Genomic DNA, 24,819 nt, shown 5'->3' with positions numbered 1-24,819 from the left:
CCGAGCCCCCGCCCCCCCCTCCCGAGGCCCCCCGCGCCTCCCGCCGCGCGAAGCGCTGAGCCGCCGCCCCCGTCCCGCCTCAGCGTCTTCAGAACCCCGGCCGTCCCGCTGAAGGTCGGCCACGGCGCGCTCCTCGTCAGCCCTGCCGTCGGAGAGCCCGGCGGAGCGGGATCACCGCGCCGAGGGCGAGGAGCACGAGCGCGGCGGGCAAGACAGGCTTGCTCCTCGACGGACCTGTGGCGGCCGCGCTGCAGCCGTTCCCGTGAATGCGGACCCCCGAACCAGGCGCCTCCCCCGCGTCCGCAGTGTCTCCACCGCCCCCTGCCGCTCCGCCGCTCCCGGTGGTGACCGCGCCCCCGGCATCCCCTCCGGAGCCAGCGTTCCCACCACCTGCCCCACCTGCGCCTCCTTCGTTCGAGCCCCCTTCACCCGTGGGCTCGGTGAAGCACCCCCCTGCGATGCAGATGCCGCCCTCGAGGCACGGCGTCCCCTCGACCTTGCTGATGTGGATGCATGCGCCGTTCGTCGGCTCACAGGCGCCCTGCTGACAGACCAGGTTCACCGGGTCGGGGCACTCGGCCTCCGGCCCCGGGATGCACACCCCGTTCTGGCAAGTGTCGTTCAGGGTGCAGGGATTGCCGTCCTCGCAAGAAGTGTGGGCCGGATCGTCGCAATCGCACACATCCCCGGCGCCATTGCCGTTCGCGTCGCTCTGGTCAGGGTTCACGGCGAGCGGGCAATTGTCGGCCTGGTCGGCCACCCCGTCGCCGTCGTCGTCACCGTCGCAAGCATCCCCCTGCCCATCGCCGTCGGTGTCGAGCTGGGAGGGATTGGACGCGGACAGGCAGTTGTCGGCGGCATCCAGTACGGTATCGCCATCGGCATCTTGGTCGCAGGCGTTGCCGAGGCCATCCCCATCCGCGTCCTCCTGCGCCGGGTTGGAGACGAGCGGGCAGTTGTCCTGCGCGTCCAGGCGGCCGTCGCCGTCGCTGTCAATGTCGGTGCTGGGATCGCAGGCGTCCCCGCGCCCGTCATTGTCGAGGTCGACCTGGCTCTAATTCGTTCCCGTCCTAAAAGGCGCGATCCCGCGATGGCCGTAACCCCAGCCGACGGTGGCGCGAGCAGTTCCGACTTGACGGCGGTCGAGTCGACGCGGACGCGCTTGCCGTTGTCGACGCCCTCGCGCTTCGCGTATGCGACGATCATCCGATGGATCTCTCCAAGCCTCTGCTCGCAGACTGCCTTGATGTTCCGCTACATCGTGGACTTGCTCGGGCCCGCGACCACGATGCCAAGACGGCAGAAGGCGCGGTACGTGGTCGAGTCCGCGAGGTGGAACTCCAGCTCCTCGTAGCTGAAGTTCTGCATCTGCTTGAGGATGAGTACGCGCAGCACTTGCTCGGCACTCATGCCCTGCCTGCCCGCGCCAGGGTCGACGCCACCCCCCTACAAGGTCCTTGAGCACAAGCTCCGTGGCTTCGGGCAACGCGTCTAGGACCTACGCGATGTGTCCGAGTTGCTTTGCTTGCGGGTGATTGAGCCAGGGCTGCATGAGGAGTTGCTGTCGGTCAAAGCTCTTGCGCATCGGAGCGCCGTCCTCCCTGACGGTGCAGGAGACCGCCGTGGAAACGGTCCCTCCTACATACAAAATTGCGGACAGCTCGTCGTCTTTTCCTCCCTGCCCACGAGATCTCGGTAACTCACCCGACCTTCAGCTCATATTGCATGAACCTCGGCTGCAATCGCTGGCGGGTCGTACCCTCGTATGCGCCCGACCAAGTGCATGGTCGGGCGCATACCCAGCAGGGTCCCTGGCAAGAAGCGATAGCGTGCGGTTCTTCGTGGCTTCCGCCCTTCAGCGTAGTGTCGAGTCCCGTCTTTTCGCTGGATGTGCGGAGGAGCGTCAAGAGGGAGCGCGCTATCGCCACCAAGAACAGGATCCAGTCACGTCGCTCGCAGCTTTTGATAGGCGTCCTTTAGCCTTCTGCCCAACATCACTTGTCACCCCCATCCGTGGAGAATCAGAACTACGAACCAGAACATCAAGGCGCTGGCGTTCAACTTGAAGTGAAACCTGCAGAACTCGAACATGTCGCCTATCAACGTACCCTGTTCCTGCGCGTGCACTCGAGCAGATGTGACGCATCGTCTGCAGAGACTGCAGAGATGTCCAGGCGAGACAGATCCTCTGGGCGAGCCATTATTCACCGATGACTAAGTCGTCACGCCTGATCAGCCTCGAATTCATTCGTGCTCTTGGTCCTCTGACTCCCTTACGCTGCTAAAGTGTTCCCGTGCACCTCACTACCAGTTCTGCCGCCCTCCGTGTCGCCTCCCGCATCTGGCCCACCGCGCGCGGTGGCTGGGCCCTCACCCTCATCTGCAAGGCCACCTACCGCCTCCAGCCTGGCGAATCCCCCCTCCACGAGAACCCCGAGCCTGTCCACGAAGACGACGCCTACTGGAACGACGATCCCTCCCGCAGCCTCGCCGTGGCCTCCGACCTTGCTCCCTTCAAGCCCCGCGCCGACGTGGTCCTCGTCGGTAGCGCCTATGCCTCTCAAGGCTACCCGGCCCGCTCCATTGTCGCCCGCCTCATCGTCGGCGACCTCGACAAATCTCTCGAAGCCTGGGCCGACCGCACCTGGACCCTGGATGGCCAGCTCCGCGAGGGCCCCCGTGTTCCCAAGGTCTCCCTCCGCTACGAGCGCGCCGCAGGTGGCCCCGACTCCTGGAACCACGCTGGCGTCCGCCCTGACGCCATTCCTAACACCTACGGCCAGATCCCTCTCCCCAACCTCCAGCCCCCCGGCCTGCATATCACCCGCCGCGAAGACTTCATCCCGCCCATCGGCTTCGGCCCTATTGCCCCTACCTGGCCCCTCCGCTGGACCCGCCTTGGCCCCCTTGCTGGCATCTGGCCCCATGATCGCTGGTGGCAGGAACCCCTCCCTGAAGGCTTCGACCCCACCTTCTTCAACGTCGCCCCCACCGACCAGCAACTCCCCGAACTCCACGACAACGAACGCCTCGTCCTTGAGCACCTCCACCCCGAGCACCCCCGCCTCGTCACCAGCCTGCTCGGCCTCCGCCCTCGCGCCGTCGCCGAGCGCGGCAGCATGGGCCGCGAAGACATCCCCCTCCTCTGCGACACCCTCTGGATCGACACCGACCGCGCTCTCTGCACCCTGGTCTGGCGCGGCCGACTCTCCCTGATCCACGCCGAGGATCAGGGCCGCATCACCATCACCGCCGAGCGTGCCGCGGCCTCCTCTGCTCCCCATGCCGTGGCCACCCCTTCCGCGCCCGGCCTGCTCGAAGACCTCTCCACCCCACCTCGTCCCCCTACGAGCCCAGACCTCCAGAGGGGACCCCACTCCAGCCCCAGCATCACCGACCTCGGCGGGGAAGAGGAGGAGGACGACGTCCGCACCCTCAGTGCCCCGCTCAAAGCCTCCCGGCAACTTCCTGCAGTGCCCGCGAGCGCGGGTGAAGCAGGACAGGGCGACGGACAGGGGCTCCAGACCACGGTGGCGCCTTTGGGGGTGGTCGGCCGCGTGAACGTCCTGCCCTTCGCGGAAGGCGCACCGAGCCTTGAAGTGGCTGTGTCCGGACGGGAGACCGATCTCGCTCGGCCGCCATTCTCTCCGAGGGTCACCGCGTCGACAGTGACGGCAGCGTTCGTGGAGCCCACGGCAAAGGCGCTGCCATTCTCCAGCACAGACAGCGCTCCCGCACCCCAGCTGCCACCTGTGGAGATCCCGCGCTTCACCGTCGTCTCCGGATCCAGCGCTGTGCCGCCGTGGGTGGCCCCACTGGAGCGAGCCGTCGCGCTACCTGCTCCGACCCTGCCTGTGGAGATGGAACCGCGCGACGTACCTCCTCCGCCGCCCCTGATCGGGCCACTGTCAACGCCGGAGATGCTGGCGCGAGACGACGCGCCGGACCTCGTGAAGCCTGCACAAGCACAGCCCTCGGTACCGAGCGCACAGACAGCCGTCGTGCCGATCACCGCGCCGCAGACCCCCGCCGCCGACGTCACCCTTGAACGTTGCGCCGCGATCACCGCGCGGATTGCCTGCAACAAAGAGGCGAAAAGCCAGATCCTGGAGGGGGAGGGGATCTCTGCCGACGGATGGTCAACCACCGAACGGCGATGGACGGACGCGATCCGGGCGGAGACCTCCCGCGGCAAGCAGGCCCAGCTCCATCGTTTCGACGCGGCGTACGTGGCGCAGCTCGAGCTGGAGCGAGGCCGGATCGTGCCCGAGGACTACGCTCGGATCTCCGTGGCCGGTGAGCGAGGGACCCTCGACGAGGTGCTCACAGAACTCGCCCTGCCGCGGGGCTCGATCATGAAGATCGAGAGGGTGTGGCTTCAGCGAATGGCGGAGGAGCCCGCGCTGGCAGAGCATGTGCGCGTGGCCATCGATGCGGCGCGGGAGAGGGTATGAGCGGTCTGCTCATGCAGAGATGATCGCGCGGAGCCACGCGAAGAATTCACGACCTGCTGCCTGGTAATAGAGCAGCAGCGGCTGCTCCGCGACCTGCGGAAAGAGCTGCAGGAAGCTCCTCGCCGCGTCTCTCACCTCGGGTAGCGCGTCGCGGGGACCAGATCTGAAGGCAGGCATCGTGAGGTCATAGACGCGGTAAAGCGCCTCACGAAGCTCGATGAACTGCTGTCGGCTCAAGTGAGAAGGGATCTCGTAGGTCCCGATGACCTGATGGATGGCGTGAGGTTGCTGGAAATCCTTGGGGGTCACTTCCTTCTCGTTCTCGACCTGTCCTGTGGACGCATCCAGGAGGGCTGCCCGTTGCGGTGGCATGAGCTGAAGGCCGAATTGCACACTCGTCACGGACTGACAATAGAGGAACATGACCGCGAGGCCTGTTGTCTGGCGCATCGGCAGGGGGAGCGACATGTGAATGTCGGTCCGTGACGCGAGCGGATACCGTCGAGCAGCGCGGATCAGTTCTTTGATGCTCAGCAGTTCCAAGGTTCCCTCGCTCATCTCATCCTGCTTTGGGATGGTATGCTACCATATTGGTTCATCGGTGATCACCAGGCCACCGTTGTAGTCGTCCACGGCCTCTTGGAAGGTACTGGCAGGCACGCGGATGCCACATTGTCCTGTGCCGGTGTCATTGATGATGACATTCTTGACGTTCCCGTCAGCGTCGAACTCCACGCCGGTGACAAGCACCGCATGTCCACCCGTGCCGGGAGGAGGATAGGCGCCTTGGCCAGGGTTGCTCACGGGCCACATCGTGCCTGCCATCAACGTTGCGATGACGCCCTGATCGCCAGCGACGGCTTGGGCGAGGTTCTGCATCGAACCACTCTCAAGATGCGCAGGGACGCCATTGCGCTCCAGGATGTTCTCCATGGTATCGGTGTATGTACCACCGCTATAGTACAACCCTTTAGGGTCTCTGATGGCATCCCCGTGATCAAAGGCTTCTTGAAGCAGACCCTCCTGTGTGCGCGGTGAGCCTGGGTGGCTCTGATTGATGATCTGGCGCGACGATTCGACGCCACAGTTGTTGTAGCTCTGGCCGCGGGTATTCGCCAGCAGCTGCTTTCCGTCTGGACCAGTGGCGCCTGGAGGCGGGTTTCGTCCCACGCGTGCCGCCTTGCAGGCTTTGAGCCCCTTCTTGCGATTTCCCAGCGTCGCCCCTACCCTGGGGCCACCGATTTCAACGTTGGACGATCCTGCGGTGATGAGGCCCAATGGCTGGTGCATCGTCCTGTCGGTCTTTCGCGCTGCGAGTTGACCGTTGATCTCGACGCTCCCGGAACCGGTGACGATGAAGTTGATGCTCGGAATACACTGAAGTCGATCTCCGGAGCGCGCCTGGTTCCTGGAGTTCGTCTCCACGTTCGGCGAGCAGACCGATACGATGGGGCCTCCCACATGCGGTAGTGGTGTGAACGCGAGGCATAGGTGAAAATCGCCAACTCTCGCCGCTTTCGGCATATGAACCTCGATCCGTGTGCACGCCTGCCGCCTACTCGGGGTTGATCTTCACCTTTGGCTTGCCCACGATGAGCAGGTTGCCCGATTGGGAGCTAACAGTCATACCGTTCATTGCTCCCAGAGTGGACTTCCCACAAGAAACGACATTGACAGAATTTGTTCCGAGTATGGAGATGTCTCTCGCCTTGATCCGTATGGATGATCCTGCCAGCGTGATCTTCGCTCCAGCGCCTGTGTCGAGGACGATCTTCTTGTTCTTCATGGTGATCGACGTCGAGCCAGCCCCGATGCCCCCCTCCCCAGGGGGCGAGATGAGCACTACGTGGGTGTCTCCCACCATCGTCGAGTCGATCGATCCCACCTGCGTCGACCTGTTGACGCCCACCGCGACGGCCTGATTCGCGCCTACCTTGATCTGCTCGTTCTGCGCGATCATGTGCGTGCGGTTGCCGCCAACAGTAAGGCTGTCGTTGACCTTCACGCGCTTCGTCCGGTTCTTGCCGATGGTGACGTCCTCGTTGTTCTTGACGAGCTTCTTGAGGTCCTTCTCCGCCTGGATGCTGAGCAGTTCCTTGCCCTTCGCGTCCTCGAACATGACCTCGTTGTAGCCGCCGCCCCCGCCCGTCGAATTGCTCTTCCACCCGCTCTGCGTCTTGTTGTCTGGCAGCTTGTACGGCACCTTCTGCAGGTTTGTGTACACCCTCCCCACGATGATGGGCCGATCTGGATCACCCCCCAAGAAGTCGACGATCACTTCCTGCCCGATCCGCGGCAGGTTTATCCCTCCGAAGCCGGCGCCGCCCCAGGGCTGGCTGGTGTGGATCCAGCAAGAGCTGTTGTCGTCCATCTTGCTCTCGCGGTCCCAGTGGAAGTGGACCCGCACCCGCCCGAATTCATCGCAGTGAATCTCTTCCCCCGCCGGCCCCACCACCGTCGCGCTTTCCACCCCGTTCACCTTTGGCTTCGTCGCGGACAGGCTCGGGCGGTAGGGTGCAGCCGCGCTCACCACCTCGCAGTGCTGCATCCACTCGCCATTCTGCGTCCCGCTCATGCTGCACTCCACGATCAGCAGCTTCTTGTTGGGCCCCAGCTCCGACTTTGGGTGGTCGAGCATACTCATCACCATCCCGGGGGCCAGATCATGCGCGTCCGTGGAGAAGGTGCAGAGCTTCCCGGTGGCCCGCTTCGCCTCCAGCCGCTTCCGCGTCAGTGCCTCTCCTTCCTTGTCGTCGGCGCGCGCCTTCCCCTTGTCGTCGGCGACCGGGCTGTCGTCTCCCTTGTCCGCCCTGAACAGGAAGGCTCCGGGCGCGTAATGGAACCGCTCCAGCCTTGAATCGACGCTGCCCCCCGCGGCGTCTGCGGTCTTCGAAAGCTTGTAGCTCGGAGGCCTCCGGTAATCGTGGTCCTGCACCGTGTAACGGCCAGGCCGCACCCGCTGCCCGATGCGGACCCCCGTCACGTGCTCGTTCGCGCCGGCCATGGTCGCGTCGTCGTGGAAGCGAATCTTGGGCTTGCGCAGCGGGTTCGACTGCGGTGCGTCCGCGAGAATGAGCGTCGTCTTCCCCTTGACCGCCGCGAAGTAGAATGTGATCCCGGCGTCCTCCAGCATCCGGCTCATGAAGGCGAAGTCGCTCTCCCCGTACTGCACGCGGTACTTCCGCGGCTTGTAGGTCTCAGTCAGCTTCTCCTCGAAGGGGATCGACCACTCGCCGAGCAGCTTCTTCACGATGTCCAGCTCGGAGATCTGCTGGAACATGCGGTGGTTGCGCCGCTGGGTCAGCAGCCACAGCGAGGGGACGATGCTCAGCTCATAGCTGGATTCTCCGTCCTCCTCGACGCGGAGTTGCTGGATGTGGTTGCAGATCCCCGTCCACGTGCGGCTGTGCGGCCCGTGGCTCAGCTCGAAGTTTGCCTCCTGACCCACCACGTCGTCGAACGCGATGTCGGCGTTCCTGCTGTGCACGATCAGCGTGATGCTGAAGAGTGAAGAGAGGCGCTCGTGGATGGAGAACTGGTACACATCGAGCGCGTCACCCGATGCGACTCGGACCGCGAGCCCGCCACGGCCTCCCTCCGCGCCTCCCCCGCCTCCCCCCACGCCGGCATCCGTGATGGACTGCGCGGCGCCCACGGCTGCACCCATGGCAGCGCCCCCCGGCGTCCCGAAAGAGTGGGCTGGTGGATGGGCGGGCCGCCCGCTGCCCCGGTGTGGTTCTGGGGCCTCGTCGGCCGATCCCATGAGGTCCGGGAGGCGTCGCGCGCCACCTGGCTGGGCGAGCGCCGCGAGGCCGAGGAGTCCACCTGCGTCCGAACCACTGACCGCGCGTTGGATCAAGGAACCCTCCGCTGCCCCGGCGACGGGCTCGCGGACGGCAGCCCTGGTACCTGTCGCGATCCGTGGCGGCCGTTGCGGCGTCGCGCCGTGGGCGGTGCTGGTTCTCGGGCCTTCCTCCTGGGTTTCAGGGTGGCGAGGCATGTCGCTGCTGGCGTCATTGCTCGCATGTGGAGCGCGAGGTGGCGTGGGATCGGAGCTCATCGCGGAGTCCTCTCGTGAAGGGATGGGGGTCGCCCCGGGCGCGAGGCGTGGCTTCGCACGTTCGGCCGGGCAGGCGGCGTGGCGTTTAAAGTGAAGAAAGAAGAGGCGTGACTCCGTGCTGAAAAAGTCGAGGCGAGCGGCGCACCCTGCCGGCATGTCGCAGGGTGCGAGGTGACCTGCGTGGGCGCATCGGCGGTGCTCGGCATGACCCGAGAGCCGCGAACGCGAAGGAGACCCCGGCGCCACGCCGCCTGAAGGACGCTCGGTAACCCTTCCTGGTGTGCACACGACATGGTGCCCTCCTCCTCCCGCCTGTAGTCTCGGACCAGCATCTTCTCAGTGTGGAGCACACTACACGAGTTGTCGTCAGATGTCGTGCGGCTCACGTACATGGCGCGCGGTTCTCTTGGTGGGTCAAATCACATATCATGGCGCTCCCTGCAGGAATGAGCTTCGTGAGGTGTGTCCCTCGTCCGCGAACTGGTCGAGCTTGCGGCGGACATCCTCCAGGTCGTTGGGAGGCTTGAGGGCGGAAGCAGAGCGGCGGGTCACCTGGCGCGCTGTAGCCGCCCTGTGCGCGTGCACAAGCCTTCAATTGACGCGCTGTTTTTACCAGCCACCGGAAGCCGCCAGCGCTTTCTCTGCACCGCAGCGGACAGGTCGAGCCCCTCGAGCATCAGCGTAAGCTCGGCTGCCTCGACCTCGACGTGGGTGGCTCCCGTCGAGAGCTTGCGGCCGAGATGGAAGTGGCCCTGCGCGAGTCGCTTGGCCACGATGCAGTAGCCAGTGCGGGCCCAGAACGGGATGCGCACCTGGTCGTCGCCATCTCGACCTCCGGGGGCATGCGAGCAATCTCGCTACGCGTTCGGGCAGCCGCCCGTCATAATGACCCAGACCGGGCGGATACTCCCCTCCGATCCATCAACGGCAACCGCCGACGACCACTGTCGACGGCAACTAACTTTAAAAAGTTCCTATCCCAAAACTTCCTGATGTGATCTCCCAGCTCGCCAAACGGCCAGTGATCACAGGGTGGAGATCCTCGGTTCGAGGACTTTTGAGATGGGAATGACCCATTAACCAGGGCCGGGCAGTTGTCGCAGAGGTCGCCGACGCCATCCTGTTCCACGTCCTGCTGGTTGGGATTGGCGACGGATGGGCCGTTGTCCTGGGTGTCCAGCACACCGTCGCCGTCTGCATCCTGCGTCAGCGCTTCCCTGGGAAGAGCGCGACCAGCAGGAAGAGAGAGGGCACCAGAAACCCCAGCAACCTGCGCAGAGCAGCTCTGCGCCTTGCTGAGGATGAGCAAGAAGGGTGGAGCGCTGCACGGTTCTGTACGGAAGGCCTCCTGAGGGCTGCATCACACGAGCGTGGTGTTCTTGCCCGTGATGACGGTGTCCTGACACACGGTTCTACCAGAATGCCGGAAAGGACCGCTACTTTGGTACGCGCAAGGTGGACCAATGCTCTTCTGCGAGCGGCGATGGTCAGCGCGCGTCCTCGCGTGTCCCTCTGCCTCTCCCCGTCAGCTCAGCGCGCCACTGTCACCCGGTGCCGTCATCCGGTGTCGTGACCCGCTGTCATCGCCCGCAGCATCGATCTCGATGCACAGGATCCCTTCATTCTCCACGACGATGGCCAGCGTCTGCTCGCCGACCAGCGCTCCATCGAGGAAGTAACGCGCTCCGAACGAGCCTGGCCCATTGAGGACGTCGGGATGCTCTGGCCGCTAGGCAGATTGAGCTGTCAATCTGGACCTGGTGACGAGAGGGGGGTCACCCGCCTTCCGGCGCGATGGCGTCCCAGATGGCGGTGAGGTCCAGCTCGATGGCGTGGAAGGGGCTCGCTCGCACCACATCGCCCTCAGCGAAGGTCTGCTCCTGCGCGAAGCGCTTCCGGTCGAGCAGGTGGAACACCTCCAGGGACCTGGCGATGGGGTCGAGGAGCCATAGCCACGTCACCCCGGCGCGGGCGTAGACCGGCATCTTCCGGATGCGGTCGTGGGTCGCGGTCGAGGGTGACAGCACCTCGCAGACCCAGTCCGGCGGCCGCGTGAAGAACGTCACGGTGGGGATCAGCGGCATCCGTTCCTTGCGCCAGCCCGCGAGATCCGGGACGAGCATGTCCTCCCCAAGGTGAAGCTCGGCCTCTCCGATGAACCACCATCCGCCTGGCCCACCTCGGCCTCGCTGAAACGGTTGCCCCAGGTCCATCGTGAGCGATGTGGCGGCCGCGCCGTGGGGGCTCGCTGGACGGGGGAAGGTGTGCAGCACGCCCTGGATGATCTCCGCGACGAGGTGCGCGGGCACGGCCTCAAGATCGGCGTACGTCGCGGGTCGGTGCTGTTTTCCGGCCGGCTGTCCCATGATGTGGTTCCGAGCGTAGCGCGAAACCGTGTCACCCACGAAGCAGTGCTTGTGACCCAGATTTGCCTACAAAAAAGGGCACCACGAGTGGCTCGTGGTGACACGGACGCACGGGTGGACCACATGCATCGCCAAGGCCAAGGAACTCCCTTCCAAGCCTGACAACGTCTGCCGGACGGTCCTACTTTGCCCGACGCCTCCTGGGCTACACGTGGGTGCCACTGTCGGGGCTCGCGCCAGCCATTCGTGCGATAAACGAACCACAGACCATGCATGACAGCGCGACAGTCCTGGTGACCGGCGGCTCCGGGTTCGTGGGGAGTCATGTCATCGCGCAGCTCCTCGCTGCGGGCCACCGCGTGCGCACCACGGTGCGGAGCCTGAGGCGCGAGCCCGAGGTGCGCGCCATGCTGAAGGAAGCAGGCCCCGATCCGGGCGATCGCCTGTCGTTCTTCGCCGCAGATCTCGAGCGTGACGCCGGGTGGGCAGAGGCCGTCGCGGGCTGCGACTACGTGCAGCATGTGGCGTCGCCGCTCCCGATCGGAGCGCCCAGGCACGAGGACGAGGTGATCGTCCCTGCGCGGGACGGCGCGCTGCGGGTGCTGCGCGCGGCGCGAGACGCCAGTGTGAGGCGGGTCGTGCTGACCTCGTCGTTCGCGGCGATCGGCTACGGGCACGCGCCGCAGGTGGCCCCGTTCGATGAGACGACCTGGACCGACCCTGGCCGTGACGTCGCGGCCTACGTGAAGTCGAAGGCGGTGGCCGAGCGCGCCGCGTGGGACTTCGTGGCGGCGGAAGGGCGCGGCCTCGAGCTCTCGGTGATCAACCCGACGGCCATCTTCGGACCGGTGCTCGGGCCCGACTACGCGAGCTCGGTCGTCGTGCTGAGAAGCCTGCTCGAAGGCGCGCTGCCAGCCTGCCCCAGGCTCTACTTCGGCATCGTCGATGTGCGCGATGTCGCCGATCTGCACCTGCGCGCGATGACCGACCCCGCCGCGAAGGGCGAGCGGTTCGTCGCCGTGGCGGGCGACTTCCTGCCGATCGTGGAGATGGCGCGGATCCTGAAGCGGCGCCTGGGACCTGTGGCGCACAGGGTGCCGACGCGCGAGGTGCCGGACTTCGTGGTCCGCGTCGTTGCGCTGTTCGCGCCCGCGATGCGGCAGATGGTGCCGGAGCTGGGCAAGGTCAAGAACGCCACCAGTGCGAAGGCGAGGCGCACGCTGGGGTGGACGCCGCGTTCGAGCGAGGAGGCGCTCGTCGCCGCCGCCGAGAGCCTGCAGCGCTTCGGCCTCCTGAAAGGCGCGAAGCCCAGGGCTTGACCCCGTGCACGCGAAGCCGTGCGAGGGTGGGGTCGGCGACTTTCAGGAAGGGTCGAGCGACGCTGAGGACAGGGTCGAGGGACCCATGGGGCGGGGTTGGTGGATGCATCGGGCGGAGTCAGTGGACGCATCGAGCGGGGTGTGTGGACGCATCGAGCAGGGTCGGTAGACCCATCGGACGGGATCGGTCGACCTATCGGACAGGGTCGATCGACCCTGAGGCCTGGGTCATCTGACCCACAGAACTGCGCCGCGGACAGCCGCGGACGCGCGCGCGGTCGTCCTGCTATCTCTTCGAGATCCCTTCGGAAATCCTCCAGCGTGAGGGGCGGCGCAGACGGCCTGTGTCGTTGCCACTCCTACATGACCTCCGGTGTGCGCCGCGTATGCCAGGTAGGTCGATGGCGTGCCGCTTCATCCTGGCCCAGGGGCCCCGGCGACCAGGAGGGTCATCCGCTGGATGGGGCGTGCCTGTGAGGCACCGGAGGGTCGTCCCGCCGCCATCCTCCGTCCTGGACTGCACGCCAGCTTGTCCATCGCGTGTCAGGTCGTTGCGTGCTGGTCGCGTCACCAACCCAGGCGCCAGCCCGCGCCAGATCGGGTACGACCACCACGACCGAATTCTGCTGCTGCCAGGAGTACGTGGAGCAGCTCGAAGCTGGCAGCGCGCCCAGGGCGACGCCCTGAGCGGGCCGCCATGTCCCTGAAAGGAGAGCGACGATGGCTACCGTGAAATTCACGTTGGACTGGTCACACGAGCAGAGCGGTGACATTCGCGCCGGGGAATCCTTGCAGATCGACTACGCCGCGGAGAGGTTGTGTCAGTGCCGGGCGACGCGCTACGGGCAGAAGGCGTGGAGCCTCACCGCCAATCTCCGGTTTCACCCGAGCAAGGAGGAGCAAGCCGCCGATGTCTCCTCGGGAGCGTGCGAGGTGAAGATCCCCGCGAATACCAGCCAGATCGAGATCTGGTTCCACAACAGCGATCACACGGGCTGCTCGGCCTGGGATAGCCGCTATGGTCAGAACTACTGGCTGGACGTGAAGGCCGCTGGATAAGCACACGGGGATGGCGCATGACGGACGGCACGAAGCAGGATGACCTGGTGACCTGGCATCACTTCGTGCTCGCGGCCGAGGACAACGGGCGCGCATGGCGTGATCGCCGCGAGAGCATCGCGGTTTGGGGCAAGTGCGTGTACCTGCGGGAGCGGGGGAGCGTGATCACCCGCGCCAGCGAGGAGGCGGCGGCGCGCCTGTTCGAGGAGAAGGTCGCTGCCCTTCGCGCGAAGGGGTACCTCGGAGACGGGGTGGAGGTCGGTCCGGTCCCCGCGCCGCGCGCGAAAGGTGCCACGAAGGCCGAGGAAGCCCGGGCGGAGAAGCTCCTGCGCATGCAGGAGGCCAACGCGGCGTTCGAGGCTGCGTTGCCCGACTTCGTGGCTTCGTGGAAGGCGCGCGGGTACGACCCGTGTCTGAGCTTCCTGGAGCAGGTCCGGGTGCTGCCGCGGGCCACCGGAGCCGTGAGCGCGGAAGCGACGGCGGGACAGGCGCCCGCGGCGAGGCTGCTTCCCAGCGACCTCGCCGAGGCGTGCGTCTCGCTCGCGGAGGGGGTGTTCGGGGTCGGCTTCACGCGGCGCACGACGTCGTACGACGCGGAGCACGGGATGGTGCAGCGCATCCCGAAGCGGCTGATGGCGGAGTTCTACGTGAGCCCGGCGGAGGTGCTGGCGATCGCGCGGTGGGCGCTCCGGGGGCCCCGCAGGACGGACGACCAGGACTTGCCAGGGGTCGCCGATGAGCTGCTCGCGCGGATGCGCGCGATGTAGCCGCGCAGGGGCGAACACGTGGAACCGGCGCAGGAAGTCGACGCAGGAAGTCGGCGCAGGAAGTCGACGCAGGAAGTCGGCGCAGGACACGAGCAGGATCCGCAGCAGGAATCTGACGCGGGAACGCTGCGGGGAGGGGCGGGATTAACACGTGCACACCTGCCCTTCAGGTTCCGGTCACAGGCAGGGGCTAGCTTCTCAGGACGAGACGCTGGGCGACACGCGGCAGGCGATGGCGACGGCGGATCGGTTGGGCCGCTCAGGATGGCGGTGCGTGCGTTGAGGAGGCAGACCGTGATGTCGTTTCGTCGTTGGGGCATGTCTTGCTTGGTGATCCTGGTCGGTGCGCTGGGGGGCGCGGCGGGGTGCGTGGAAGACAACGGGGCGATGAAGGATCCCGAAGCGGCCGGGGTCGCGCAGGCGCCGCTCGCGGGGGATGCAGACGGGGTCGCGGACGGGGATGAAGCTCGATCGGGTGGCCGACCCGGGAGGCGTCTTCCCGGGCCTCCCGGGCCTCCCGGGCCGGACCACCTCCTCGTGGTGGCGCTCCATGAGCTGGACCTGACGGACGCGCAGGAGAGCGCGATCGAGGGCGCGCTGGAGACGCTGCGGGCCGGGATGAAGGGGGAGCGTCCGGAGGGGCGCGCGCCGTTCGCGGTGCTCGCGGCGGGGGTGCGCGCGGGGAAGGTCGACGTGGCAGCGGTGGTCGCCAAGGCGGGGACGCCGGGCGCAGGCTTCGAGGCGCACCGCGCGGCCGTCGCGAACGCGCTGCAGACGCTGCACGCGACGCTCACCAAGGAGCAGCGCCGGGCGCTCGTCGACACGCTCGCGGCGCGGGCGGAGGCGCACGGGCCGCACGGGAAGGGCGCGGGGAAGCAGGGGGAGCGCGCAGGGGGGCCGCCTCCGGGGGGGCCGCTCGGGCATCTGCTCGGCAGGCTCGATCTGGACGAGGACCAGCAGGAGGCGATCGCGCGCGTGCTGGAGGCGGACACACCTGCGCCGCCCTCGGCCGCCGATCACGAGGCGATGAAGCAGCACGTCGAGGCGATGCGGGTGGAGATGCGCGCCCGGCTGGAGAGCTTCGCGGCGGACACGTTCGACGCCAGGACGTTCCTCGCGCCGCCCGCAGGTGACAAGGCGCCCGGTGGGGCTGGCGTGCACGGTCCGGCGGCACACCTGGAGCGGATGGCAAAGACGCTCGCGGCTGTGGTGCCGCTCCTGGAGCCGGAGCAGCGCGAGGCGCTCGCGAAGGATCTGGAGCAAGGGCCGCCCCGCAGGCACTGAAGCGCCACGGTGGAATGGGGAGGTGGGCGCGGCGCGGCGCGGCTGGAGAGGGTCGCGCCGGGGCCTCCTCGCTCTGCTCGGGTGCCCGGGCAGGGCAGGGGAGGGGTATGATGCGTGGCTATGCGCCATCCCCTCGACGGTCCAGCGGGCAAGCCAGTGAGCAGGGACGAGGGTGAGGGAGGCGCGCCGGAGGCGATTCCCCACGACGAGATCTGCGATCTCGAAGATCGCTCCTGGACCGAGCGGCTCCTCGGCTGGCTCGCGGAGCCTGGCCTCTCGGGCGCAGCGCGTGAGGAGATCGTCGAGACGCTGGTGGTCCTCGACGATCCCCGGGCCGAGGCGCCGCTGACGGGCCTGCTGGAGGCGGCTGCGCTGCCCGACGAGGTGCGCGCGGGCGCGGGCCGGGTGCTGCTCGGATGCGGGCACGTGCCAGCAGCGCCGACGCTCCGGCGGTACTGGGCAGGGGAAGATCTGGTGCTGCGTCGTCATGCGCTGCGCGCCATGGATCTCCCCGAGGCAGACCTGATCGCGCCCGTGGCTTCCGATCCGGAGCATCCGCTCCACCTCGATGCGATCTGCGCCCTGGACTTCGACTGCGAGGAGCCTCGCCTCCTCGTCATGAAGATCGCGGCGCTCGGGCACGCGGATCCTCGCGTGCGGAAGGCGGCTGCCGACGCGCTGGCGTGGGACGAGCCGTCGATCGCCGAGGAAGAGCTGCTCCTGGCCACGGGCGATGCGGACGCGGAGGTCGCCGCCGCGGCCTTGAAGACGCTCGCGGCCTACCCGAGCCAGCGCTGCCTCCGGGCGGTGGATGCGCTGCGCAGGCACGCCAGCGACAGGGTGCAGATGGAGGCGGAGCACACGCTGCGTGAGCTTTGTGGGCCGTATTCTGGCTTCAGCTTCGATGGCCTGTCCCCCGCGGCGCGACAGCACGTGGGGAGCTGGATGGCGCCCGTGCGCGACCTCGTCGCGGCGGGGAGCGAGCCGGAAGAGCACGCGCTCCTGGCGCCAGAGATCATCTTTTCCGGCGGGAGAGCGTCGCCACCGTCCCCTGCCCTGGAGGACGTGGCGCAGGGGTCCGCCGGGGCCCTCCCGGGCGAGGCGCCGCAGGGAGAGCCGTCGGAGGACGCGCTCTCGACCGAGGCGCTGCTGGCGCTCTACGCGGACCTCGACGGGCCTTGGTGGGAGCGGAAGGATCGTTTCCAGGTGCGCTTCGAGGATGCGCGCCACCTCGCGGAGCGGCAGCGCGTGGTCGCTTTCCTCACGGCGCATCCGGACCGCTGGGTTCGGGGTGGTGCTGCGCAGCTCTTCGCGGGGTGGAACGAGGTGGAGGCGCTCGTGCGCCTCACCCGGGACAGGAACGATCTCGTCCGGACGAGCGCCATCTACTGGCTGTGCGAGGTGGCGCCGACGCCGGCCCTGGCAGGCCTGCTCTGGGAGCACCTCCAGGCGCCGACGACGCTGCGCGCCCACGCCGTGAAGACGCTGAGCAGCTACCTCATGCACGCGCGGCCCGAGGAGGCCCTGCCGCGGCTCGTCACGCTGGTGAGGGAGGACAGGCGCGAGGGAGTCCGGTGCGCCGCGGTCGAGGGGCTCGGGAACCTCGATGCCGTCGCGGAGGTGCAGGCGCTGCTGCCCTTGCTCGCGGAACCGCCGCGGGTGACCTGGGATGTCCACCTGGCGCTGCTGCACGTCTGCGAGAAGCTCGGCGTGCACCCCGGGAAGCTCGACGCGCTGCGCGAGGTGGACCACGCGCACGTGCAGGCCGCCATCGCTCCCTGGATGGTCACGGTGGCGCCGGTGGTCGCGCCCGGTGAACGTGCTGGAACATGAGCGACTTCAGGCGTCACCCTGCGGGCGAGGTCGCGTGCCGCGCGAGCCCCTCGACGCACTGCGCGATGCCGACCACGTGGATGTGCAGACCTTCCTCGCGCCCTGGCTCGACCAGGCGCGGTGACCGGGGCCGAGCGTGGTAGGATGCTCCGCGCTGCGCCTCGCCGGCCCGAGATCTCGCAGGTCCGAGCGGCGATCCGCGCCTCCGTGGGCCACCGCCCAGACATGAGGTCCCCGTGGTCGCTTTCTCGCGGCAACAGATTGACGCCTACCGGCAAGCCCAGCGGGATGAGCTGACCGCCGACGCCGAAGTCTTCCTCCGTCAGCACTTCGAGGAGAGGCTGCAACCCTGCTCGTCCGCCGAGGTCCGGGAGTCGGTGCTCCTGGCCCTCACGCTCGGTGAGGCGTACGACCTGACGCTCCGCAGCGAGATCTTCATCTACCTCTCGTGCGCCTGCGTGTGCGGCCTGTACCTGTTCGAGGACCCGAGGTGCCAGTGGCTCTTCCACGAGGTCCCGGCGCCAGAGAACCTCGCCGCCGTCACCAACTTCAACCTCGACACCTTCGCCCACAACCTGGGCGAGGCGCCGATCGCAGGGTTCTTCGCCGACGATCCCTTCGATGGCCACGAGGCGTCCGTGCTCGCCGCCGAGCGCGAGCTGCGCCGACCCGGGGCGGTCATGGCGCGCGCGCTCCTGGCGATGACCCCGGCGCGCGAGAGGCTCGTCGCCACGCCCCACCTCACGCAGTTCCTGAGCGTCGCCCGCGAGCACGCGGAGCGCCATGGGCTCGGGGGTCAGGCGCTCACCCGGTACATCCTCCTCGCGTGGCTGTTCGGGGTCCGCTTCGTCGACGATCCGCTGTGCCGCCCCGTGCTACCGTTCCTCCGCGCTGCAGACGCGGGTCCGACCACCTGAGGGGCCATGAGCAAGAAGGTCAAAAGTGCCGTCAAGGGTGCCAAGGGGCAAGATGGCAAGGACGCGGCGGGCAAGACCGAGGAGAAGTGCCCTTGCCAGCTCATCCTGAAGGTCTTTCGGAAACAGGAGTGGAACAAGAAGCCCGGCTCCTCCAGCGAGAACGTGCAGCAGGGCGGCACCATCGGCGACTTCGAGCTGTGGAAGGTGGGCGACAAGGAGCCGCTCGTGACCGGCAAGATGCTGGAGGCCGCCGGTCCTTCCAGCAAGACCCGGGGCAGTGACCAGCGGGTGTCGCCGGGCAGCTACGGCCTGATCAAGAACCCGGGGAGCAAGGGCCCCTACCGGCTCATCCAGACCACCCAGGCCGCGGCGACCGCCTCTTTCGGCACGCGCGGGGCCGTGAACATCCACGGTGGCAACAACCCCGTCGATCTCGAAGGCTGTCTGCTCCCAGGCTCGGCTTCCACGACCAACAAGGTCACCGAGCCCCCTGCCAAGAAGGGCGGCAAGGGCGAGATCTCGGAGTACCCCTCCATCTCCGGGAGCCAGTCCAAGCTCTCGGAGATCAAGGCGCAGATCGCCAAATATGGCACCACCGAGTCGATGACGACCTACGACGGCGCGGAGAAGTACAACACCGCCTACTACAACAACGTGACCGTGGTCATTTACGAGATCGGCAGCGGCTCGAAGTAGGTCCTCATCGCCGTGGTCGCATTCACCAGGGAACAGGTCGCGACGCTCCGGCGAACCCTGCTCGACGACTTCGCCGAGGACACGGAGGCCTTCCTCCGCCGCCATTTCGAGCCGCGCCTGCGGGCCTGTGCGTCTGCGGACGTGCGGGAGGCGGTGGTCCTCGCTCATGCCGAGGGCGGCGCGCACGCGCTGAGGCGCCGCGGTGAGATCCGGATCTACCTGGCGTGCGCCTGCGTGGCTGGCCTGTTCCTGTTCGACGATCCGCGGTGCCTCTGGCTGTTTCACGAGGAGCCCACGCTTTCGCGCGTCGAGAGCGTCACGAACTTCAGCATCCGCACCTTCGCCCGCAACCTGGGGGCGCCCGCGGCGAAAGGGTTCTTCGCAGGCAATCCCCTGGAGGGCTTCGAGGAGACCGTGCGCGCTGCCGAGCAGCACCTGGTCCACCCGGACCACCCGGGCCTGAAGCGCGCGCTCGTCGCAATGACCCCCGCGCGCGAGGCATTCGTCGCGACGCCGCACGTGGAGCACTTCCTGCGCGTCGCCCAGGACCTCGGGGAGCGCCAGGGGCTGCGAGAGCGCGCGCTCACCCGGTACATCCTCCTCGCGTGGCTGTTCGGGGTCCGCTTCGTCGAGGACCCGCTCTGTCGGCCCGTGATGGCGTTCCTCGATGTGGCAGCGCGCGGCAGCGCAGCACCCGGCGGAGTGGAGGTTCCATGAGTGATGATGTGGCGGGCGCGGTGGCGGACTCCGACCAGCAGAGCGACAGCAATGCGGCGGTCTGCGATACCGAGGAGCAATGCCCGGTCGAGATCGTCTTGACCATTCGCCGGGAGCAAGAGTGGGCCAAGAACCCCGACCTGGAGACCAAGGACGCCCAGGAGGGCGGCACCATTTCGAGCTTCGATCTCGTCGCCAAGCAGGGCGCGACCGTGCTGAAGACCGTGACGGGAAAGATGCTGGAGGCCGCCGGGCCCTCCAGCCGCGAGGCGGGCTCGGACCAGCGCATCACCGCCGGCACCTACGGGATGATCGTGAACCCCGGGAGCAAAGGTCCCTATCGGTTCATCCAGACCGATCAGGGCACCGCGCGGACCCGCTTCGGCAACCGCGGCCTGGTCAACATCCACTCCGGGAACAAGCCCACCCACATCGAGGGCTGCCTCCTGCCGGGCGGGGGCTCGGTGGTCAAGGACGAGGGCAGCGAGACGGGGGAGTACCCCTATGTGACAGGGAGCAAGGACAAGCTCGCCGAGATCACAGGGTTGATCGACGAGTATGGAACGACGGAGAGTCGGACCACGTATGACGGTCAGAACTCGTACAGCAATAGCTATTACAGCAACGTGACCGTCATCATTCACGAGATCAGCGGGACCACCCAGTAGCCCGGCGCATGTCGCCTTGCTGGCCACCCGAGCGGGGGGCGCTCCGCGCGCTGGCCCTGACCAGGTGCTGGTGAATGTCGCGGGTCGATGAATGGCAGCGCCCCCAGGTTTCGTCGCGCGCGAACCCGCGACGCCACTGCCACCGGCCTACCCATCTCCGCGATCGCGTCGAAATTGCCCTTGAGCCCCGCCCCGACCGCCGCTCGATACGATCGCGCTTCCTAAGCCGCCACGGCAGTCACCGGCTCGACCAGCGCCCTCGCCAGCACCTCCGTCGAAGGCAGCACCACCCCCCCGAGCCCCCCGACCTCCATCCCTCGACGCACCACCCCCAGCCACCGCATCGGATCCGCCACGATCCCCATCTCGATCGCATACAGGAACCGCCGCCGCAGCCACTCCTTCCGCCGGTAGAAGCTCGTCCCGTGCTCTGCCTGCGGCCTCGGCACGAAGCTCGCGAGCGAGACGTGTGCCTTCTCGTGCAGCATCAGATCCACCAGCGCGCTCAGCGCCGCCGGATCGTCCCCCCCGAGCGCCGCCCCGATCAGCGCCCGCACCCGCGACGACGCGAGGTTCACGCTGATCCCGCTCCCATCCGTGTGCGCCATCTCGTCCGGACCGTACAGATCCTGGTGCATCCACACCGGCGACGCGCCCAGATCTGCCGACTGCGAGATCGCCGCGTCGATCTTCTCCAGGATCACCATCGCTGCCACCACCGACCGCGCCCCGCTCACGTGCCCGGCGCGGCTCAGCACCTGCTCCCGCGACGTCCGCGGCACCGGGATGGGCGGCGCTGCCCGCACGGGCCCCTCCACCACCGCCACGGGTGCCCCTGACGCCAGCAGCCGCCGCCACAGCGCCTGCGCCAGCGGCTCGTCGAGGGGCAAGTGGAGCAGCCCTGGCGCTGGCGTCCGACCGTCCAGCGGCCGCAGCACCCCGCACCGGTGGGCGTCGATGAGCTGCCGCAGCGTCGCTGGGTACCGCGTCGGCGTCAGCGCCCCGTCGTAACCCACCAGCGTGAACAGCGCCGCGTCCAGCAGACCCGCCGCGAACCGCACCACCTCCTCGGGGGCCGCCACGGTGGGTGTCCGCGTGGCACCCTCGTTCGGCGTACCCGGCGTACTCGGCGTACCCGGCGTACCCGGCGTACCCGGCGTGCCTGTCGGCCCTGACGCGGACGCGCCCGACGCACCCGCTCCGCCCGACGCACCTGCTCCGCCTGACCCACCCGACATGCCTGCCGCCTGCGGCACCGACGGCGCGGCCACCAGCGGCTGCACGGGATCTCCCACCATCGCTGCCGCGATCAACCGATCCAGCACCGACGATAGCCGGTGATCCACGGCCCGCAGCAGCTCCCGATCGTAGAGCGCGTCGCTGAGCATGAACCGCTCGAAGGCCGCCGCCAGTGCCGACTCCACCGCCAGCGTCGCGCATGCCGCCACGGCTGACCGACCCTTGTTGAGCGGCACCCCCAGCGGCAGCTCTGCCACGATCCCGTAGCCTGCTGCCGTCAGTGCCCGCGCCAGATCCCGGTGCAGCCCCTGGCCCATTCCCAGGAATGGATCCATGCGGCTCACGATGGTCAGCCCCTTCTGCAGCAGCGTGAGCTGGGGCTCCAGGCCCTCGCCCCGCCCGATGTACAGCGTCAGCTCACCGGGTGTCCGCCCGTCGGGCAGCCGGCCCACGGGCGCCGTCGCCACCCGGCGCAGCCGGCTCCGCCCCGTGTTGAGGAGCAGACCGTTCAGGTAGATCCGCGCCTCGGCCGGGTCCACCAGACCCACCACCGACATCAGATCGGCGGTCAGGGACGAGCGGCTCGTCGCCGCCGCCAGCATCAGCCGCACCGTCGTCCCGGTCGCCCCGCGCACTGCGGACCACCCCCGCCGCGTCACGGGGTCGATGGTCCAGGTGAAGTCGCGGTGTGGAGGCCCATCCCCGTGGGGCTCCACGCGCAGGCGCCAGGCGCCGGTGCGGGTCAGGCTCACCACCTCCACGCAGGGCGCGATCTCCAGCGCCGAGAAGAACCCGATCCCGTGCTCGCCGATGGTGGTCGCCCCGCCTTCCTTCGCGCTCCGGAAGGGCACGAGCAGGTCTTCCAGCAGCTCGTTGCGGCTCATCCCCGGACCCTGGTCCGAGATCAGCACCTCGTGCCCGTCCTCGCTGAGCCGCAGCTCGATGCGCGCGCCCTGCGGTGAGGCGTCGAGCGCGTTCTGCACCAGCTCGCGCAAGGGCGCCCCGCGCGTCGCGGCCTGGGTGTAGATGGTGCGGCTCACGATGCGCTCGGCGAGGTCCGGGATGGTGGCCTCATCGCGGCAGGCAGCGAGCAGGAGCCGCTGTTCGGGCTCGCTCGCGCGCAGGTACTCGTCCGCGCGCCCGTGCATGCGCACCAGCACCAGCTCCGAGAGCAGACCGCTCGCTGTCGACATCACCGCGCACCTCCTCGGACGGTCCCCGCGACGCTCCCGACGTTGCTTGCGCTCGCCGCGCCCGCCACGCTCATCACGCTCGCCACGCTCGCCACGCTCGCCACGCTCGCCACGCTCGCCACGCTCGCCACGCTCGCCACGCTCCCCGCGTGTCTGGCGACCATCGCGCCCGACCGGGGGAGGGTGGCGCTTCCGGGCGCCGGCCCCGGATCCATGGCGCGCAGACCCACGGCTGGCGTGCCGAGCGCTTCGCCCACGATCAGATCTCGCTCGAACTCCGCCTCGCGCAGCCCTGCGGCGCGGTCGAATGCGGCGCGCAGCGCGTACCAGCCGCGCCACCCGGAGGGCTGGATCACCACCGGGCTGTCCTCGCGCACCAGGATGAAGCGCCGCGTCGCCAGGCAGGGCAGGGGGCCTGGCGCGGCGGACAGATCGCCTTCGGCGTCGAGGGCTGCGCGCATCCCCGCGGTGATCGCGCCCTCGTCGATGGGCCGCGGCGTCAGCGCGTGCGACGACGGCCGGCACAGCGCGATCTGGGTGGTGGTCGGCGCGCTGGTCCGGGCCGCGAGCAGGGCGAGGCCGGCGAGATCAGGGCGCCGACGGGCGGCGACGGCGAGCGGCTCGGGGGGCTGGATGCTGAGCGTGTGCTCCAGCAGCTCGCGCTCGCCGGGGAGGTGTGGCTGCCACTGCCGCTCGGCCCAGAAGCTGTCCGGCACGAAGAGCCGCTCGGTGATGGCGGGGCCGAAGAACCCGAGCACGGGCTCGCGCCGGTCGGGCGTGACCAGGTAGCGGTTCGGGCCGAGCAGCGCGGCGGCGATCTCGGCGGCGCACTGGTTCCAGCCTGCGGCGCGCAGCATGAGCGCGCTGATCTGGGCGGCCACCTCGGCGAGCCTGTCGCGCGTGGCGCGGTCGGCCCCGATCACCTCGGCGTGGCGCACCAGGCGCCGGTAGAAGGAGGTGGCCATCGCGTCGAGGGCCGGGCCGGGCTTGAGCGCGTCGCGGCCCTCGGTCAGCTCCACGGAGGCGGGGAAATCGAGGAGCGCCAGCTCGGCGACCGCGAGGCAGGGCTCCACCTTCACCCCGGCGTGGAACGTCGCGGCGGAGATGCTGGTGCACAGACCCCGACCGCCCATGTGGAACCGGCCCGAGGGCGAGGTGGGGCCCGTCGCCCGCCCGGTCAGCGCGTCGCGCAGCATCTGGCCGCCGCTGATCAGGCTCCCGTCGTTGATGCACACCCCGTCGACGCACAGCACCGCGCGCTCGGCGGGGAAGAAGTGGAGCGTGTCGCGCAGGTACGCCCGCACCGGCTCGGCGTGGAGCAGCGGCGAGGTCACCCGGATCTGCGTCCCGCGCTGCGGCGTCACGCGGTAGACGGAGCAGAGCAGCGCGGTCGGCTCGGGGCTCCCGGCGGTGACGCGCATCGCCCAGCCCTCCTTGCCGTCGCCGGTGGTGAGGTCGAGCGCGAAGCCCTCGGGGTGGGAGAGGCCGAAGCTCAGCACCGAGAAGAAGCCCACCCCGAAGCGCCCGAGATCCACGCCGGGCCGCTTGTCGGTCGCGAAGGGAATGAGCAGGCGTGAGAGGACGGTGCGCAGGCTCATGCCCTCGCCGTCGTCGATCACGTCCACCTGCCCCTCGGCGACCACCACCTCCACAGCGGGTGGCGCGGGTGGAGCGGGTGGATACGGGTGTGGGAGGCCCGCGCTCGCGTCCACGGCGTTGAGCACCAGCTCCACGATGGGACGGAGCGGGTGCCCGAACTGACGGCTCACCTCTTCCGAGAGGATCTTGAGGAGGTAGGTGCGATCGATGAGGGGGGTGACGGGCGCGACCGCGCCGCTCTCTGCCGGGACCACCCCGGCGCAGAAGGCCTCCAGCGCCGGCCGGCAGAGCCCGATCGCGCACAGCTCGTACAGCGGGCCCACGAAGCACAGCTCCGCGTCGCCCGGGCTGGACCCGAGCCGCGCACCGTTCTGGTCGCCGTCCTGCTCGCCGTCACGTCGATGCACGCTGCCTCCTCCCGGGTGACGCCCCCGTCCAGGCTTGCCGGCGCGCTTCGCGGTGCGCGACCGTGCAACCCTGCACCTGTGAGGGCACGCTCACCTGCGTCTTCACCCGCCGTGCCGACGCCGATCGATCCCGTCGTGCCAGGGCTGCCCGGGCCCAGGGGGTGATGTGGGTGACGTCTCAGGCGTTTGCCGGGGTTCTGATGTGGGCGGGTGCAGGATGCGGGATGCCGTTGCAACCCGA

The 24,819-nt window shown here is 68.4% G+C and carries 20 protein-coding genes and 1 pseudogene; 10 read left to right on the top strand and 11 right to left on the bottom strand.

Annotated features, from left to right (window positions below; translation table 11 throughout):
• Window positions 1-136: 136 nt before the first annotated feature.
• Complete coding sequence (locus tag CAP_RS52935; protein ID WP_370866018.1) at window positions 137-997, bottom strand: thrombospondin type 3 repeat-containing protein; 861 nt, start codon at window positions 995-997, stop codon at window positions 137-139.
• 38 nt (window positions 998-1,035) lie between these two features.
• Window positions 1,036-1,585, bottom strand: a pseudogene (locus tag CAP_RS54485) (transposase); the annotation flags it as partial.
• Between the two features lie 709 nt (window positions 1,586-2,294).
• Here CAP_RS54485 and CAP_RS36965 point away from each other — a divergent pair.
• A complete protein-coding gene (locus CAP_RS36965) occupies window positions 2,295-4,454 on the top strand; it encodes a DUF2169 family type VI secretion system accessory protein (protein WP_044249661.1) in 2,160 nt (719 codons plus the stop codon).
• A gap of 9 nt (window positions 4,455-4,463) precedes the next feature.
• Here CAP_RS36965 and CAP_RS36960 read toward each other — a convergent pair whose 3' ends face one another.
• The 7 genes from CAP_RS36960 to CAP_RS36940 form a co-directional block, all read right to left on the bottom strand.
• Window positions 4,464-5,012 (bottom strand): hypothetical protein, encoded by a 549-nt coding sequence (locus tag CAP_RS36960; RefSeq protein WP_044249659.1) that lies wholly within the window; start codon window positions 5,010-5,012, stop codon window positions 4,464-4,466.
• Window positions 5,013-5,036: 24 nt separating this feature from the next.
• Window positions 5,037-5,978 (bottom strand): PAAR domain-containing protein, encoded by a 942-nt coding sequence (locus tag CAP_RS49255; protein WP_081865655.1) that lies wholly within the window; start codon window positions 5,976-5,978, stop codon window positions 5,037-5,039.
• A 31-nt stretch (window positions 5,979-6,009) separates the two neighbouring features.
• The gene (locus CAP_RS36950) at window positions 6,010-8,121 is read right to left on the bottom strand and encodes a type VI secretion system Vgr family protein (protein WP_063748807.1); all 2,112 of its coding nucleotides are present in this window, start codon (window positions 8,119-8,121) and stop codon (window positions 6,010-6,012) included.
• A gap of 819 nt (window positions 8,122-8,940) precedes the next feature.
• The gene (locus CAP_RS55385) at window positions 8,941-9,066 is read right to left on the bottom strand and encodes a hypothetical protein (protein WP_269324961.1); all 126 of its coding nucleotides are present in this window, start codon (window positions 9,064-9,066) and stop codon (window positions 8,941-8,943) included.
• Window positions 9,063-9,326, bottom strand: coding sequence for an IS66 family insertion sequence element accessory protein TnpB (tnpB, locus tag CAP_RS36945; RefSeq protein ID WP_052376646.1), 264 nt, complete (start codon window positions 9,324-9,326; stop codon window positions 9,063-9,065). The genes CAP_RS55385 and tnpB overlap by 4 nt, the downstream gene beginning before the upstream one ends.
• Before the next feature lie 68 nt (window positions 9,327-9,394).
• Complete coding sequence (locus CAP_RS49250) at window positions 9,395-9,823, bottom strand: thrombospondin type 3 repeat-containing protein (protein ID WP_081865654.1); 429 nt, start codon at window positions 9,821-9,823, stop codon at window positions 9,395-9,397.
• Window positions 9,824-10,289: 466 nt separating this feature from the next.
• Window positions 10,290-10,880 carry a Uma2 family endonuclease gene (locus tag CAP_RS36940; RefSeq protein ID WP_044249680.1) on the bottom strand — a complete coding sequence of 197 codons (591 nt, stop codon included), beginning with the start codon at window positions 10,878-10,880 and terminating at the stop codon, window positions 10,290-10,292.
• A 269-nt stretch (window positions 10,881-11,149) separates the two neighbouring features.
• Between CAP_RS36940 and CAP_RS36935 the strand changes: the two genes are divergently transcribed.
• The 9 genes from CAP_RS36935 to CAP_RS46390 all read left to right on the top strand — a co-directional run bounded on the left by CAP_RS36935 (window position 11,150) and on the right by CAP_RS46390 (window position 20,140).
• On the top strand, window positions 11,150-12,199 hold the full coding sequence (locus CAP_RS36935) for an SDR family oxidoreductase (RefSeq protein ID WP_044249655.1): 1,050 nt from the start codon (window positions 11,150-11,152) through the stop codon (window positions 12,197-12,199).
• A 720-nt stretch (window positions 12,200-12,919) separates the two neighbouring features.
• A complete protein-coding gene (locus CAP_RS36930) occupies window positions 12,920-13,258 on the top strand; it encodes a DUF6209 family protein (protein WP_044249653.1) in 339 nt (112 codons plus the stop codon).
• 17 nt (window positions 13,259-13,275) lie between these two features.
• Window positions 13,276-14,025: a hypothetical protein gene (locus tag CAP_RS36925; protein WP_044249651.1), complete on the top strand. Its 750-nt coding sequence runs from the start codon at window positions 13,276-13,278 to the stop codon at window positions 14,023-14,025.
• Between the two features lie 297 nt (window positions 14,026-14,322).
• A complete protein-coding gene (locus CAP_RS55380; protein WP_156041481.1) occupies window positions 14,323-15,309 on the top strand; it encodes a Spy/CpxP family protein refolding chaperone in 987 nt (328 codons plus the stop codon).
• Between the two features lie 120 nt (window positions 15,310-15,429).
• Complete coding sequence (locus CAP_RS36915; protein ID WP_044249650.1) at window positions 15,430-17,142, top strand: HEAT repeat domain-containing protein; 1,713 nt, start codon at window positions 15,430-15,432, stop codon at window positions 17,140-17,142.
• 236 nt (window positions 17,143-17,378) lie between these two features.
• Window positions 17,379-18,059, top strand: coding sequence for a hypothetical protein (locus CAP_RS36910; RefSeq protein WP_044249648.1), 681 nt, complete (start codon window positions 17,379-17,381; stop codon window positions 18,057-18,059).
• 6 nt (window positions 18,060-18,065) lie between these two features.
• A complete protein-coding gene (locus tag CAP_RS46395) occupies window positions 18,066-18,755 on the top strand; it encodes a hypothetical protein (RefSeq protein ID WP_052376644.1) in 690 nt (229 codons plus the stop codon).
• 12 nt (window positions 18,756-18,767) lie between these two features.
• Window positions 18,768-19,472 carry a hypothetical protein gene (locus tag CAP_RS36900; RefSeq protein ID WP_044249647.1) on the top strand — a complete coding sequence of 235 codons (705 nt, stop codon included), beginning with the start codon at window positions 18,768-18,770 and terminating at the stop codon, window positions 19,470-19,472.
• On the top strand, window positions 19,469-20,140 hold the full coding sequence (locus CAP_RS46390) for a DUF5675 family protein (protein ID WP_052376643.1): 672 nt from the start codon (window positions 19,469-19,471) through the stop codon (window positions 20,138-20,140). Before CAP_RS36900 ends, CAP_RS46390 begins: the two co-directional genes overlap by 4 nt.
• Before the next feature lie 221 nt (window positions 20,141-20,361).
• On the opposite strand, the gene CAP_RS46385 is transcribed toward CAP_RS46390, so the two are convergent.
• Both CAP_RS46385 and CAP_RS36885 read right to left on the bottom strand, forming a co-directional pair.
• Window positions 20,362-22,572 (bottom strand): ATP-binding protein, encoded by a 2,211-nt coding sequence (locus CAP_RS46385; protein ID WP_052376642.1) that lies wholly within the window; start codon window positions 22,570-22,572, stop codon window positions 20,362-20,364.
• Window positions 22,572-24,578, bottom strand: a complete 2,007-nt coding sequence (locus CAP_RS36885) for an ATP-binding protein (RefSeq protein WP_063748806.1) — start codon at window positions 24,576-24,578, stop codon at window positions 22,572-22,574. Before CAP_RS36885 ends, CAP_RS46385 begins: the two co-directional genes overlap by 1 nt.
• Between the last annotated feature and the right edge of the window lie 241 nt (window positions 24,579-24,819).

This window comes from Chondromyces apiculatus DSM 436, from assembly GCF_000601485.1.
Lineage (GTDB): Bacteria > Myxococcota_A > Polyangia > Polyangiales > Polyangiaceae > Chondromyces > Chondromyces apiculatus.
The sequence above is the reverse complement of the archived record's forward strand: the minus strand, read 5'-3'. Positions and strand labels throughout refer to the sequence as shown.

Coding starts and splice junctions, on each gene's coding strand:
- CAP_RS36940 (WP_044249680.1), bottom strand. CDS start 10,880: ATGGGACAGCCGGCCGGAAAACAGCACCGACCCGCGACGTACGCCGAT.
- CAP_RS36915 (WP_044249650.1), top strand. CDS start 15,430: ATGCGCCATCCCCTCGACGGTCCAGCGGGCAAGCCAGTGAGCAGGGAC.
- CAP_RS36930 (WP_044249653.1), top strand. CDS start 12,920: ATGGCTACCGTGAAATTCACGTTGGACTGGTCACACGAGCAGAGCGGT.
- CAP_RS36960 (WP_044249659.1), bottom strand. CDS start 5,012: ATGAGCGAGGGAACCTTGGAACTGCTGAGCATCAAAGAACTGATCCGC.
- CAP_RS36925 (WP_044249651.1), top strand. CDS start 13,276: ATGACGGACGGCACGAAGCAGGATGACCTGGTGACCTGGCATCACTTC.
- CAP_RS36950 (WP_063748807.1), bottom strand. CDS start 8,121: ATGGGTGCAGCCGTGGGCGCCGCGCAGTCCATCACGGATGCCGGCGTG.
- CAP_RS46395 (WP_052376644.1), top strand. CDS start 18,066: ATGAGCAAGAAGGTCAAAAGTGCCGTCAAGGGTGCCAAGGGGCAAGAT.
- CAP_RS49255 (WP_081865655.1), bottom strand. CDS start 5,978: ATGCCGAAAGCGGCGAGAGTTGGCGATTTTCACCTATGCCTCGCGTTC.
- CAP_RS46390 (WP_052376643.1), top strand. CDS start 19,469: ATGAGTGATGATGTGGCGGGCGCGGTGGCGGACTCCGACCAGCAGAGC.
- CAP_RS55380 (WP_156041481.1), top strand. CDS start 14,323: ATGTCGTTTCGTCGTTGGGGCATGTCTTGCTTGGTGATCCTGGTCGGT.
- CAP_RS36935 (WP_044249655.1), top strand. CDS start 11,150: ATGCATGACAGCGCGACAGTCCTGGTGACCGGCGGCTCCGGGTTCGTG.
- CAP_RS46385 (WP_052376642.1), bottom strand. CDS start 22,572: ATGTCGACAGCGAGCGGTCTGCTCTCGGAGCTGGTGCTGGTGCGCATG.